The organism is Streptomyces sp. PT12 (assembly GCF_003311645.1).
Classification (GTDB): Bacteria; Actinomycetota; Actinomycetes; order Streptomycetales; family Streptomycetaceae; genus Streptomyces.
Genome location: NZ_QEST01000014.1, coordinates 229,620 through 243,118 on the forward strand (window position 1 = coordinate 229,620; position 13,499 = coordinate 243,118).

Here is a 13,499-nt window from a genome sequence, read left to right on the forward strand (position 1 = left end):
GGAAGCCTTACTGATAAAAAGTGGAAGGTCTGCGAGGATGCCGGGATGAGCACCGCGCGCACCGCGTCCCCCCGCACGGCCAGGGCCATCAACGACCGCATCGCCCTCGAACTCCTGGTCGAGCGCGGCCCGTTGACCGCCACCGGGCTCAGGGAGCTGACGGGCCTGTCCCGGCCCAGCGTCTCGGACCTCCTCGACCGGCTGGGCCGCAGCGGCCTTGTGCAGGTCGTGGGGGAGGCGGGGGAGGAGCGCCGCGGGCCCAACGCCAAGGTCTACGGCCTGGTCGGCGAACGCGCCCATGTCGCGGCGCTCGACGTGCGCACCGGAGGGGTGGCGTTTGCCTTCGCGGACCTGACAGGCGCCACGGTCGGGCGGGGCGCGGTGCCGGTCGACGGCGGCGCCGACGCGGTGGGGAACGTGCTGGCCGCCCTGGACGACGCGCGGCGCGCCGCGGGCGTCCCGGCGTTCCACACGGCCGTGATGGGCGCCCCAGGGCTGGCCGACCCGCGCACGGGCGCGCTGCCGCCGTTCGGCGGACTGCCGGGCTGGCACGGGGAGTTGCTCGCGGCGCTGCGGGAGGGGATGGCCGCTCCCGTGCTGCTGGAGAACGAGGTGAACCTCGCGGGCATCGCCGAGCACCGCGTCGGCGCCGTCCGCGATCGCGACACGTTCGTGCTGATCTGGCTCGGCCACGGCATCGGCGCGGCGGTCGTCCTCGACGGGGTGCTGCGCAGGGGCGCGTCGGGCGGCGCGGGCGAGCTCGGCTTCCTGCCGGTGCCGGGCACGGGCGGGCTGCCATCGGCGACCGACTGCGACGGCGGCTTCCACACGCAGGCGTCGAGCGGCGCGGTGTGCGCGCTGGCCCGCCGCCATGGCCTCTCGGCGGGGGCGGGGGACGACGCGGCGGCGGCCGAGGCGGTGGTGCGCGCGGCGGCCGAGGAGAACGCGGGGGCGGGGAACGCGGGGGCGGAGGGGGGCGCGGCGGCGAGCGCGACGTTCCTCGACGAGCTGGCCGAGCGCGTCGCGGTGGCCATCGCCGGGGTGGCCGCCGTTCTCGACCCCGGCTGTGTGGTGCTCGGCGGTGAGGTCGGCCGGGCGGGGGGCGCCGCGCTGGCTGAGCGCGTCGCGGCCCGCGTGCGGCCGCTCTCCCCGCTGGCGACGGAGGTCCGCGCCTCGACGGTCGCCGGTAGCCCGGTCCTGAACGGCGCCCTGCTGACGGCTCTGGACGCGGCGCGCGAGGCGTTGTTCACGTCGACCGCGTGAGGGGTGCCCTGCGGGCGGCTGCGACGGCGGCTACGGAGGGTCCGGTGGTGCGCGCCGTCGGCCGTGGTGGCTTGTCTCGTCGTCGGCCGGGACCGTACGCCGAACGGGCAGGCGGATACCGGTATGTGGCGGCCGCGCTCCCGGTGGCCGCTCCCGGTGGCGCGCGCCGTTCAGCGGGCTCGCTGGCGTTGACGCCCCGCTGACGCGGGGAGGTTCGTTGTGTGTCGCCGGGATGTCCGTGGCTGCCCCGGGGGAAGGCCCTCTGTGAGGCGTCACACAGCCGGGACCCGCCGAAGGCGAGGCGTGGCACACTGGTTGTGTACCAGTGACGTAGCGCACTCCGGGGTCGGTGAAACTCCGAACCGGCGGTTACAGTCCGCGACCCGTCCGCCTCCAGCGGCCGGTTGACCAGGTGGAATTCCTGGACCGACGGTGAAAGTCCGGATGGGAGGCAGTGCGCGGCGGAGCGGGACCGGTGTGTCCCGGGTGCTGGTCCGCCCGTGGGGCGGACCGGGTGTCCGAGGCGGCCGTCTTCCGTTGCCGTCCTGTCCCTCGCGCCCCGGAGCCGTGCCCAAGAGGCAGGAGGATCCGGTGGCCGCCCCCGCAGCAGAGGCCGAGGCGATGCGGCGCGCCGTCGCGCTCGCCGCCCGTGGCCTCGGCACCGCAAGCCCCAACCCCGTCGTCGGCTGTGTCGTCATCGACGCCTCGGGAGCGCCCGTCGGCGAGGGCTGGCACCGGGCCGCGGGCGGCCCGCACGCCGAGGCGCACGCGCTCGCCGAGGCCGGGCCCGCCGCCAGGGGCGGCACCGCGGTCGTCACGCTCGAGCCCTGCGCCCACACCGGCCGCACGGGCCCGTGCGCCCGCGCCCTGATCGACGCCGGGATCGCCCGCGTCGTCTACGCCGTCGCCGACCCCAACCCCACCGCGTCGGGCGGCGCCGCCGTCCTCGCCACGGCCGGGATCGACGTCGCGGCCGGGCTGCTCGCCGACGAGGCCGAGGCCGTGAACGCCGCGTGGCTGACCGCCGTTCGCCTCGGCCGCCCCCATGTCCGCTGGAAGTACGCCGCCACCCTGGACGGCCGCGTCGCCGCCGCCGACGGCACGAGCCGCTGGATCACCTCGCCCGAGGCCCGCGCCGACGTGCACCTCCTGCGCGCCCGCGCCGACGCCGTGCTCGTCGGCTCAGGAACGGCCCGCGCCGACGACCCGCACCTCGCCGCGCGCGACATCCCGGGCGCCCGCCAGCCGTTGCGCGTCGTCGCCGACACCGAGGCCGTGGCCGTCAAGCCGGGCGCCCGTGTCCTCGACGGCGCCGCCCCCACCCTGATCGCCGTCGCCGACGACGTCCCCCCGGAGCGCACCGATCCGCTCGCGCCCCATGCCGAGGTCGTACGCCTGCCGCGCGCCCCCGGTGGGCGCGGGCTGGACATCCCCGCGCTCCTCGCCGCCCTGCACGCCCGCGACGTGCGGTCGGTGCTGCTTGAGGGCGGCCCCACGCTCGCCGGCGCGTTCGTCGCCGCCCACGCGGTCGACGCGGTCACCGGCTATCTCGCCCCCGCGCTCCTCGGCGAGGGCCCCACGGCCCTGACCGGCGCAGGAATCACCACGATCGCCTCGGCGTTGCGTCTGCGCGTCACCGAACTGACCCGTGTCGGCCCCGACGTTCGCCTCACCGCCGTGCCGACCACCGTCCCCCAGGAGTCGTAAGTGTTCACCGGAATCATCGAAGAGCTGGGCGAGGTCCTTGCCGTCGAACGCGTCGGCGACTCGGCCCTGTTGCGCCTGCGCGGCCCCGTCGTCACCGCGGACGCCGCCCACGGCGACTCGATCGCGGTCAACGGCGTGTGCCTCACCGTCACCGAGACCGGTGACGGCGCGTTCACGGCCGACGTCATGGCCGAAACACTCACCCGCTCCAACCTCGGGGAGTTGACGCCCGGTTCACGCGTCAACCTCGAACGCCCCACCCCCGTCGGCGGCCGACTCGGCGGCCACATCGTCCAGGGCCACGTCGACGGCACCGCGGCCGTGCTGAGCCGGGTGCCGGGCGACCAGTGGGAGGCCGTGACGTTCTCGCTCCCCGAGGGCCTGGCACGCTACGTCGTGGAGAAGGGCTCCATCACCGTCGACGGCGTCAGCCTCACCGTCACCGAGGCCACCGGTGACCGCTTCGCCGTCGGCCTCATCCCCACCACGCTCGACCTCACCACCCTCGGCCGCAAGCAGCCGGGCGACACGGTGAACCTCGAGGTCGACATCATCGCCAAGTACACCGAGCGCCTGCTGACCCACCGCGAGCGGACGCCCGAGGGGGCCGATCTCCGATGAGCCCGCTGGACCCGTTGCACGCCACGGCGTTCACCGCCTTCGGGCAGGACGTCATCTGGTCCGACATGACCGGGAACCTCGCGGGGCTCGCCGCCCTCGCCCTCGGCTGGCGGCGCTCCCTGCTGACGTGGCCCGTCCAGCTGCTCTCCGGCGCCATCCTGGTCGCCGCGTACGCCTCGGCCGACCTGGCCGGGGGCGTCGGCAAGCAGCTCCTCGTCATCACCGTCGCCGTGTGGGGCTGGCGCCAGTGGCACCTCGGGCGCGACACCGGCGGCGGCCGGATCGCCATCCGGTTCGCCACGTGGCGTGAGCGCGGCGCGCTCGCCGCGGGGGCGGCTCTTGGCACCCTCGCCGTCGGCGGGCTGTTCTCCGCCTTCCCCGACCTCTCCTGGAACCCCTGGCCCGACGCGTACATCTTCGTCGGAACGCTCGTGGCCATGGTCGCCCAGGCGCGCGGCCTCGTGGAGTTCTGGTTCGCCTGGCTGCTGGTCGACCTCGTGGGCGTCCCGCTCGCCTTCAGCAGCGGCCTGCCGTTCTCCGGGCTCGTCTACGTCGTCTACCTCGTCCTCGTCCTGTGGGGACTGCGTGACTGGTGGCGGCGCTCGCGCGCCGCGGACGCCCCCCAGGACCGCACGACCGCACCGCCCGCCGCCAGGCGACCCGTCACGGAAGGAGCGACCGCATGACCGTGGCCCCGCGACGCCCACTCCCCGAGGAGCGCCAGGCGCCCCTCGACCCGGTCAGGCGCGCCATCGACGACATCGCGCTCGGCCGCCCCGTCGTGGTCGTCGACGACGCCGACCGGGAGAACGAGGGCGACCTCATCGTCGCCGCCGAGCTGATCACGCCCGAGATCGTGGCGTTCATGATGAGCCAGTGCCGCGGCATGATCTGCGTCCCCATGGCGGGCGACGACCTCGACCGGCTCGACCTGCCGCAGATGGTGGAGAAGAACACCGAGTCGATGGCCACCGCGTTCACCGTCTCGGTCGACGCCACCGCGGCGCACGGCGTCACCACCGGCATCTCCGCCGCCGACCGCGCCGCCACCATCAGGCTGCTCGCCGACCCGGCCGCCGCGCCCGCGGACTTCTCGCGCCCCGGGCACGTCTTCCCGCTGCGCGCCCGCCCCGGCGGCGTGCTGGCCCGCCCCGGGCACACCGAGGCCGGGGTCGACCTCGCCCGCCTCGCCGGGCTGCGGCCCGCCGCCGTCGTGGTGGAGATCGCAGCCGAGGACGGCACGATGCTGCGCCTGCCCCAGCTGCGGACGTTCGCCCGCACCCATGGCCTCGCCCTCGTCTCCATCGCCGACCTCATCGCCTACCGCGGCCAGGCCGAGGAGGAGGCGCCGCCCGCCGTGCGCCGCGAGGCGGAGACCGCCCTGCCCACCGCGCACGGCGACTTCCGCGCCTACGGGTACCGCTCGGCCGCCGACGGCGTCGAGCACATCGCCCTGGTCGCGGGCGACCTCGGCGACGGCGATGACGTCCTGGTCCGCCTGCACTCCGAGTGCCTCACCGGCGACGTCCTCGGCTCCCAGCGCTGCGACTGCGGCCCCCAGCTGCGCGCGTCGATGGCCCGCATCGCCGCCGAGGGCCGCGGCGTGGTGCTCTACCTGCGCGGCCACGAGGGCCGCGGCATCGGACTGCTGTCCAAGCTGCGCGCCTACGAGCTCCAGGAGCGAGGCCGCGACACCCTGGACGCCAACCTCGAACTCGGCCTGCCCGCCGACGCCCGCGACTACGCCGCGGGCGCCAGGATCCTCGCCGACCTCGGCGTGCGCTCCCTGCGGCTCATGACCAACAACCCGGACAAGACCGCCGCACTGACCCGGCACGGCCTGCGCGTCATCCGGCGCGAGCCCGTGCCCGTGCCCCCGGGGGCGCACAACCTGCGCTACCTGGAGACCAAGCGCGACCGCCTCGGCCACGACCTGCCCTGGCTCGACGCGGCGCCCGTCTCGCCCTGCGCGAGCCAGTGAACGCCCGCCCCCGCGGGTCCCATCCACCCACGCACCACCCCACGCACCACCCCACGCACCACCCCACGCACCACCCCACGCACCACCCGACACACCACCCCACACCCACGAAGGAGAACGAGTGAGCGGCAACGGCGCTCCCGAACTGCGCGTGACCGACGGCGCCGACCTCAGGGTCGCGATCGCCGCCGCCCAGTGGCACGCCACGGTGATGGACGGCCTCATCGACGGCGCCCAGCGCGCCCTCGTCGAGCTGAACATCCCCGAGCCCACCGTCGTCCGCGTCCCCGGCAGCTTCGAACTGCCCGTCGCCGCCCGCGCCCTGGCCACCCGCGGCTACGACGCCGTCGTGGCCCTCGGCGTCGTCATCCGCGGCGGCACCCCGCACTTCGACTACGTCTGCCAGGGCGTCACCCAGGGCCTCACCCAGGTCAGCGTCGACACCGGGGTCCCCGTCGGCTTCGGCGTGCTGACGTGCGACACCGAGGAGCAGGCCATCGACCGCGCCGGGCTGCCGGGGTCAGCCGAGGACAAGGGCCACGAGGCGGTCACCGCGGCCGTGGCCACCGCGGCCGTGCTGCGCGAGGTCCCCGGGCCCGCGCGCTGAGCCGTTCAGGTCAGGCCGTAGGGTAAGAGGACCATGGCCAACAAGACATTCGACGAGCTGTTCGCCGAGCTTCAGCACAAGGCCGCCACCGGCGACCCCCGCACGTCACGGACCGCGGAGCTGGTGGCCTCCGGGGTCCACGCGATCGGCAAGAAGGTCGTCGAGGAGGCCGCGGAGGTGTGGATGGCGGCCGAGCACGAGGGCGCCGACCGCACCGCGGAGGAGATCTCGCAGCTGCTGTACCACCTTCAGGTGATGATGGTCGCGCGCGGCATCTCCCTCGACGACGTATACGCTCACCTCTGACCCGGACAGCCCGCACCCGGACGGCCCCAGGCACCGGTGCGCCCGACGAGAAAGCTGGAGCCATGCTGCGCATCGCCGTTCCCAACAAGGGTTCCCTCTCCGAGCCTGCGGCGGCGATGCTCCATGAGGCCGGCTACCGGCAGCGCAAGGACCGCCGCGAGCTGGTCCTGATCGACGCCGACAACCAGGTCGAGTTCTTCTATCTGCGCCCCCGCGACATCGCCGTCTACGTCGGCTCGGGCCGCCTGGACATCGGCATCACGGGCCGCGACCTGCTGCTGGACTCCGGGGCGCACGCCGAGGAGATCATGCGGCTCGGCTTCGCGGCCTCCACCCTGCGCTACGCCACGCGCCCCGGCACGGTCACCGGCGTCGGCGAGTTCGGCGGGCTGACCGTCGCCACGTCGTTCGCCGGGGTCGTCACCAAGCACCTGGCCGACCACGGCGTCGACGCGGCCGTCGTCCACCTGGACGGGGCCGTCGAGACCGCGATCCAGCTGGGCGTCGCCGAGGTCATCGCCGACGTGGTGGAGACCGGCACCACCCTGCGCAACGCCGGGCTCGAGATCGTCGGCGAGCCCATCATCGAGTCCGAGGCCGTCGTCATCCGCCGCCCCGGCGACAGCGCGCAGGAGGCCAAGGCGCGGCAGTTCCTCCGCCGCCTCCAGGGCGTCCTGGTCGCGCGGCGCTACGTGATGATGGACTACGACATCCGCTCCGAGCTGGTCGACAAGGCCGTGGCCCTCACCCCGGGACTCGAGTCGCCCACCGTCTCCTCGCTGCACGACAAGGGCTGGGTCGCCGTCCGTTCGATGGTTCCCGTCCAGGACGCCCAGCGCGTCATGGACGAGCTCTACGACCTCGGCGCCCGCGCCATCCTGACCACCGGCATCCACGCGGCCCGCCTGTGACCGCCCCCGTCGACCCCGTGCCCGCCGACCCCGTCGCCGCGCTCCCGCTGACCATCCGCCCGACGGTCACGCGGGTGGCGCTGATGTCCATCGGCGCGGCCGTGTTCGCCGTGCTCACGCTGATCGCCGCCCTCCTCCCGGCGGGCGGCGCGGTCAGCTGGAGCCTGGGCGAACGGGCCGCGGTCGCGGCGAGCGGGCTGCTGGCCTGGGGCGTGCTCGCGCTGCTCAGCCGCCCCAAGGTGACCGCCGACCGCGAAGGGCTGACCGTGATCAACCTCACGACCACCCGCCGCCTCGCCTGGCCCGAGGTCGTCCGCGTCACCCTGCGCCCCGGCGACCCCTGGGTGACGCTCGACCTCGCCGACGGCACCGTTCAGCCGGTGATGGCCATCCAGCCGGGCGTCGCCCGCTCCCGCGCCCTCGCCGACGCCCGCACGCTGCGCTCCCTCGCCGAGACGCTGGGCACCAAGGCGCCCTGACCGTACGACGGCCCTGCGGCGATCACACGACGGCCCTGCGGCGCCCCGCGCGCTCACGCCAGCGGCGGCAGCTCGTCGTCCTCCCGCGGGCGCCCCCGCCCCGCCAGCACCTCGCCGTACGCCTGCATCAGGTCGGGCAGCCGCAGCGTCGCCAGCTCCTGCCGCGTGGGCGCCGCCGCCGCCTCCGAGAGCCGCATGTCCCGGAACGCGCAGCTCGACTCGTACAGGGTGCGCAGGAAGCGGCCGTTCCCCAGCTCGTCGATCCAGCCCTCCGCCACCACGTGGTCCGCGATGCTGCGCAGCTCCTCAAGCGCCTCGGCGTCCCACGCGTCGCCGTGCTCGGCCGCCAGCAGCTCGCCGATCGCCGTCAGCTCGCCCGGCTGGTAGCTCGGGAACTCCACGCGCGCCGAGAAGCGCGAGCTGAGCCCCGGATTGGCCGCGAGCAGCCGGTCCATGCCCGCCGGATACCCGGCCAGGATGACCACCAGGTGCTCCCTGCTGTCCTCCGCCCGCTTGAGCAGCACCTGCAACGCCTCGTCCCCGTACGCGTCGCCCTTGCTGTAGCCGGTGTGGACCAGGCTGTACGCCTCGTCGACGAACAGCACCCCGCCGAGCGCCGAGTCGATCAGGCGGTTGGCCTTGACCGCCGTCTGCCCCAGGAACTCCCCGACCAGATCGGCGCGTTGGGCCTCCACCAGCCGGTCGTGGCTGAGCACGCCCAGCGCGTGGAAGACCCGCCCCAGGATCCGCGCCACCGTCGTCTTGCCCGTGCCCGAAGGGCCGGAGAAGACGAAGTGCCGCTTGGGCGGCTGCACAGGAAGCCCCTGCCCCGAGCGGAGCCGCGCCATCCGCAGCTGCGCCGACATCGCCCGCACCTGCTCCTTCACCGGGTCGAGGCCCACCATGCGCTCCAGCTCGGCGAGCGTGCGCGCGAGCAGCTCGGGGTCGGGCGCGGGCGGCAGCGTCCGCGCCAGCCGCGGCGAGAGCCCGTGCCCCGCGGCGGCGGGGGCGGCGGGGGAGGGGACCCTGCGCCCGGCGGGCCCGCCGGTCAAGGGGGCCGCCGCCTCCTCGTCCGACGCCCCGAAGTCCGCGTCCGCGCCGTCCCTGTGGTCCATCACATGCCCGGCCTCGGGGTCCTCAGAGGCCAGCGCCGTCAGCCGCACCGCCGTGTCCATGAACTCGGGGTCCACGTGGTGCACCGCCCGGTACAGCGGGATCGCCGCCGCGCTGCGCCCGCTGCCCTCACGGGCGCGCGCGAGCCAGTACCGCAGCTCCTTGCGCTGCGGCTGCTCGCTGCGGCACCGCATGAGCGCCGCCGTCAGCAGCGGCTCCGCCTGGTCGAACATGTCGAGCCGTACCCGCGCCATCCCGGCGAACAGGCCCGCCTCCACGCCCAGATGGGGATCGTCGGTGAGCGAGGCCGTGAACCGGTAAAGGCCCTCCCAGTCCTTCGACAGATAGCACCGGCACGCGTGCAGGAAGCGGGCGTAGGGGTCCGACTCCGGCGCGGGGCACTCAGCCAGCGCCCGGTCGAGCTCTGGCATGCGCCGCCCGTCGAGCAGCTGCGAGGCGTGCGCGAGCAGCAGGTCGCGCGGGGTCTCCAGCACCGGCTGCACCCACCAGCCCAGCCAGTACCAGGAGCTCAACGGGCGCCCGTGCCTGGCGCGTTGCTCGCCGAACCTGGCGCGGTTGCGGTACATGTGCCGCAGCGCCGCGGGGACGTCCGTGCGCAGCGCGTGCAGCCCGAGCCAGGCGTCCGCCATGCCGGGGTCCTCGCGCACCGCCGCGCGGAACTCCTCCTCGGCCTCCGGATAGGCCGCGGCCGTGTAGGCGTCCACCCCGCGCAGCCACGCCAGATCGGCGCCCGTCTCGGGACGATGGTGACCGGACCGGACATGAGCGCCAGAGTTCATGACGACCCCCACAACGGGCTTCCGCTGTCTGCCCCCTGCACGAGGACGTCCTCACCAGCGCGCATCGTGACGACCACCCCTCGATAACATCAGGATATCCGCAAAGGGCCTCGACGGATCTTTCACGAAGTGCGCGGACTCGGCCGCCTCCCAGCGGTCCCAGAAGTCCCCGAGGCCCGGTCCGTCCCTGCGCCGCCCGCGTTTCCAGGCGACCGGCGCGGGGACGTCGAGCCAGATCAGCAGCGCGAGCCACGGGCGCAGCGCGCGCCGTCCCGCACCGACGCCCTCGAGCAGCACAACGGGCGCGGGCTGAAGCACCCGCGCGCCGGTGAACGCGCCCCTCTCCCAGTCGTACGTCAGGTACCGCGCCGTCCGCCCGGCCGCCAGCGGGCGCAGCACCTGACGTGTCAGCGGCTCGGTCCATCCGAAGAACGACGCGTGCGTCGCGAAGTCGTCGAGTCGCACCACGGGAGCGCCGCCGAGCGCCGCCGAAAGCCGGTCGGCCAGTGTCGACTTGCCGGAACCGGCGTGCCCGTCGATCCCCACGAGACGCGCCGGGCCGCACGAGGGCGGGAGCGCGCGCACCCTTTCCCGGAGTCCGGCGATTCCGGCGAGTCCGTCGTCGTCGAGTCCGTCATCCGGGGCGGCGATCATCGCGATCAGCCTAACGTCGGTTCGGCATCGTCACTGGTCGACACCAATATTGCTTCCGCGCGTTCCCGGTCGCTTACTGGTCGTCAGCTGACCGACCCGCGATAGTGGTGCTCCGCGCCCTCGCCCGCCCTCACCCGGCGAACGCCGGAAACGACCGGGAGACAATCACCGTGACCACGCCGCCCCGCCGCACCGTTCTCGCCGCCGCCGTCGCCGCTGCCGTCGGCTCATCCGCCTCCTTCTCCGCCCCGGCCGCGGCCGCCGATGGCGGCGGTGGCGCCGCGGCCCGCCACCGCCCCCGCCCCCGCCCCACCGCGTCCACCATCGGCAACGCCGCCTGGACCACCGCCGCCGACTGGCGCGCGGGCCACGGCGACGGCACCGCCGTGGTGACGGGCGACCGCCCGGGCGTGACCATCGGCACGCCGGTCGGCACGGTCTCCTACACCGACCCGCACACGGGCACCACCGCGTCGTGGGAGTACGCCACATGGCTCTCCCCGGTCCGCGAAGCGGCAACCCCCGCAAGCGAGTTGATCGCCTCGTGGAACGCCGACACCCCCGCGGGCACCTGGGTGCGCATCGAGCTGTTCGGCGTCTACACCGACGGCTCCCACACCCCCTGGTACACCATGGGCGTGTGGGCCTCGGGCGACGGCGACATCCGCCGCACCTCGGTGGACGACCAGTCGGATGGCAAGAGCACGATCTGGACCGACACGTTCTCCATCGACGACACCGACGCGGGCCCCCGCCTCGCCACCTACCAGCTCAGGCTCACCCTGCACCGCGCCCCCGGGGCAGGCGCCTCGCCCACCGTGTGGCGCCTGGGCGCGATGACGTCCGACGTGCCGGCCCGCTTCGAGGTCCCGGCGACCGAGCCAGGCCAGGCCGCTGGCGTCGAGATCGACGTCCCGCCCTACTCGCAGAACGTCCACATCGGCCGCTACCCCGAGTACGACAACGGCGGCGAGGCGTGGTGCAGCCCCACTTCCTCACAGATGATCATCGAGTCCTGGGGCCGCGCCCCCACCCCCGAGCAGCTGGAGTGGGTCGACCCCGCCTACGACGACCCGCAGGTCTGCCACGCCGCGCGGTACACGTTCGACTACCAGTACGACGGCTGCGGCAACTGGCCGTTCAACGCCGCCTACGCCGCCACCTACCCCGGGCTCCAGTCGGTGGTCACCCGCATCGCCTCCCTCACCGACGCCGAGCGCCTGGTCGCCGCGGGCATCCCGCTCATCACGTCGCAGTCCTTCTACGAGGCCGAGCTCGACGGCGCCGGATACGGCACGGCAGGGCACCTGATGACCGTCGTCGGCTTCACCGAGGACGGCGACGTCATCGCCAACGACCCGGCGAGCGACAGCAACGCCGAGGTCCGACGGGTCTATCCGCGGCGGCAGTTCGAGAACATCTGGCTGCGCACCCGGCGGTACAACGAGAGCGGCGGCGTCAGCAGCGGCACCGGCGGCGTCTGCTACCTGTACTTCCCGACCGACCTCACCCACCGGCAGCGCGCGGCCCTCGCCGCCGTCGGGATCCGCTGACGCCGTCGCCCGATCACCCTCTCCCGGACGCCCGGCGACCTCTCGGTCGAGGTCTCGGCGCGCGGCGGCACCGCGGTCGAGCCCCCGGGCGTCCGGCATGTCCCCGTCGGCCGTTCCCTCGGCCGTATCCTCGGCACGGAGCCGGTCGTTGAGTACACGACGTGCCTCACCCCGGAAGGCAGCCCGCTCGCGGCGCCCGCCGACGACCCGTTGCGGCTCCTGCCCGTTCGATCGATCCTTGTCGACGCATCCACGGGCCGCCGCGATCCGGCGGCCCGATGGGTGACCGACGTGTGACCTGCCGCCCACCCCAGGGAGGAAGCGCGATGACGACCCTTGACGCCCCCCGCCCCGTGCCGCGCCAGCTGCCGACACCCGAGGCCCGCGACCTGCTCGCCCTGGTGCGCGACCTGGTCAGGCGCGAGGTCCGCCCCCTCGCCGCCGCCGAGGAGGAGGCGGGCGTCTTCCCCCGCGACCTCTTCGCCCGGCTCTCCGCGGCCGGACTGCTGTCGCTGCCCTACCCCGAGGAGTACGGCGGGGGCGACCAGCCGTACGAGATCTACCTCCAGGTCCTGGAGGAGCTGGCCGCAGCGCGGCTCACCGTGGGCCTCGGCGTCAGCGTGCACACGCTCGCCTGCCACGCCCTGGCCGAGTTCGGGACCAAGGAGCAGCGCGCCGAGCACCTGCCCGCCATGCTCGGCGGCGGCCTGCTCGGCGCCTACTGCCTGTCCGAGCCAGGGTCGGGATCCGACGCCGCCTCGCTGCGCACGCGCGCCGAACGGGACGGCGGCGACTGGGTCATCAGCGGCACCAAGGCGTGGATCACCCACGGCGGCATCGCCGACTTCTGCACCGTGCTGGCCCGCACCGGCGACGACGGGCCCGACGGCATCACGGCGTTCCTGGTGCCGGGCGACGCCCCCGGGCTCGTGACCGCGGTCCCCGAGCGGAAGATGGGCATGGCCGGATCGCCCACCGCCCAGCTGCACTTCGACGGCGTGCGCGTCCCCGACGCGCGCCGCGTCGGCGAGGAGGGCCGCGGCTTTCGCGTCGCCATGGCCGCGCTCGACGGGGGCCGCCTCGGCATGGCGGCGTGCGCCGTCGGCGTGGCACAGGCGGCGCTCGACGAGGCGCTGGCGTTCACCGCGGGGCGCGAGCAGTTCGGCCGCCGCGTCGCCGACTTCCAGGGGCTTCGCTTCATGCTGGCCGACATGGCGACCCAGATCGAGGCGGGGCGCTCCCTCTACCTGGCCGCCGCCCGGCTGCGCGACGCGGGCAGGCCGTACTCCCAACAGGCCGCGATGGCCAAGCTGTTCTGCACGGATACCGCGATGCGGGTCACCATCGACGCGGTGCAGGCGCTCGGGGGCTACGGCTACACGGCCGACTTCCCCGCCGAGCGGTATCTGAGGGAGGCGAAGGTCCTCCAGATCGTCGAGGGGACCAACCAGATCCAGCGGGCGGTCATCGCCCGCCACCTGGTGGGCGCCTCGTAACGGGCGGG

Annotated in this window: 13 protein-coding genes and 1 riboswitch; of the genes, 11 read left to right on the plus strand and 2 right to left on the minus strand. The window is 74.5% G+C overall.

Annotation, left to right across the window (positions count from 1 at the left end; translation table 11 throughout):
- Nucleotides 1-45: 45 nt before the first annotated feature.
- The 9 genes from DEH69_RS01825 to DEH69_RS01865 all read left to right on the plus strand — a co-directional run bounded on the left by DEH69_RS01825 (nucleotide 46) and on the right by DEH69_RS01865 (nucleotide 7,875).
- A complete protein-coding gene (locus DEH69_RS01825) occupies nucleotides 46-1,263 on the plus strand; it encodes an ROK family transcriptional regulator (protein WP_113685073.1) in 1,218 nt (405 codons plus the stop codon).
- A 331-nt stretch (nucleotides 1,264-1,594) separates the two neighbouring features.
- Nucleotides 1,595-1,725: riboswitch (FMN riboswitch) on the plus strand.
- 159 nt (nucleotides 1,726-1,884) lie between these two features.
- Nucleotides 1,885-2,970, plus strand: a complete 1,086-nt coding sequence (gene ribD / locus DEH69_RS01830) for a bifunctional diaminohydroxyphosphoribosylaminopyrimidine deaminase/5-amino-6-(5-phosphoribosylamino)uracil reductase RibD (protein ID WP_113685131.1) — start codon at nucleotides 1,885-1,887, stop codon at nucleotides 2,968-2,970.
- Nucleotides 2,971-3,591, plus strand: coding sequence for a riboflavin synthase (locus DEH69_RS01835; protein ID WP_113685074.1), 621 nt, complete (start codon nucleotides 2,971-2,973; stop codon nucleotides 3,589-3,591). It begins immediately after the preceding gene.
- Nucleotides 3,588-4,277: a nicotinamide mononucleotide transporter family protein gene (locus tag DEH69_RS01840; RefSeq protein WP_113685075.1), complete on the plus strand. Its 690-nt coding sequence runs from the start codon at nucleotides 3,588-3,590 to the stop codon at nucleotides 4,275-4,277. The genes DEH69_RS01835 and DEH69_RS01840 overlap by 4 nt, the downstream gene beginning before the upstream one ends.
- Nucleotides 4,274-5,572 carry a bifunctional 3,4-dihydroxy-2-butanone-4-phosphate synthase/GTP cyclohydrolase II gene (locus DEH69_RS01845; RefSeq protein WP_113685076.1) on the plus strand — a complete coding sequence of 433 codons (1,299 nt, stop codon included), beginning with the start codon at nucleotides 4,274-4,276 and terminating at the stop codon, nucleotides 5,570-5,572. Before DEH69_RS01840 ends, DEH69_RS01845 begins: the two co-directional genes overlap by 4 nt.
- A gap of 121 nt (nucleotides 5,573-5,693) precedes the next feature.
- Nucleotides 5,694-6,179: a 6,7-dimethyl-8-ribityllumazine synthase gene (gene ribH, locus DEH69_RS01850; RefSeq protein ID WP_113685077.1), complete on the plus strand. Its 486-nt coding sequence runs from the start codon at nucleotides 5,694-5,696 to the stop codon at nucleotides 6,177-6,179.
- Between the two features lie 33 nt (nucleotides 6,180-6,212).
- Nucleotides 6,213-6,485, plus strand: a complete 273-nt coding sequence (locus tag DEH69_RS01855; RefSeq protein ID WP_113685078.1) for a phosphoribosyl-ATP diphosphatase — start codon at nucleotides 6,213-6,215, stop codon at nucleotides 6,483-6,485.
- Between the two features lie 62 nt (nucleotides 6,486-6,547).
- Nucleotides 6,548-7,396, plus strand: a complete 849-nt coding sequence (gene hisG, locus DEH69_RS01860) for an ATP phosphoribosyltransferase (protein ID WP_113685079.1) — start codon at nucleotides 6,548-6,550, stop codon at nucleotides 7,394-7,396.
- Nucleotides 7,393-7,875, plus strand: coding sequence for a PH domain-containing protein (locus DEH69_RS01865; protein WP_113685080.1), 483 nt, complete (start codon nucleotides 7,393-7,395; stop codon nucleotides 7,873-7,875). Before hisG ends, DEH69_RS01865 begins: the two co-directional genes overlap by 4 nt.
- Nucleotides 7,876-7,928: 53 nt before the next feature.
- Here DEH69_RS01865 and DEH69_RS01870 read toward each other — a convergent pair whose 3' ends face one another.
- On the minus strand, nucleotides 7,929-9,788 hold the full coding sequence (locus DEH69_RS01870) for an AAA family ATPase (protein WP_113685132.1): 1,860 nt from the start codon (nucleotides 9,786-9,788) through the stop codon (nucleotides 7,929-7,931).
- 51 nt (nucleotides 9,789-9,839) lie between these two features.
- Nucleotides 9,840-10,442: a uridine kinase gene (locus DEH69_RS01875; RefSeq protein ID WP_258534363.1), complete on the minus strand. Its 603-nt coding sequence runs from the start codon at nucleotides 10,440-10,442 to the stop codon at nucleotides 9,840-9,842.
- Between the two features lie 170 nt (nucleotides 10,443-10,612).
- Here DEH69_RS01875 and DEH69_RS01880 point away from each other — a divergent pair, with 170 nt between their 5' ends.
- Nucleotides 10,613-11,995: a peptidase C39 family protein gene (locus DEH69_RS01880; RefSeq protein WP_258534364.1), complete on the plus strand. Its 1,383-nt coding sequence runs from the start codon at nucleotides 10,613-10,615 to the stop codon at nucleotides 11,993-11,995.
- Nucleotides 11,996-12,321: 326 nt separating this feature from the next.
- On the plus strand, nucleotides 12,322-13,491 hold the full coding sequence (locus DEH69_RS01885; protein ID WP_113685081.1) for an acyl-CoA dehydrogenase family protein: 1,170 nt from the start codon (nucleotides 12,322-12,324) through the stop codon (nucleotides 13,489-13,491).
- The last annotated feature ends 8 nt before the right edge of the window (nucleotides 13,492-13,499 follow it).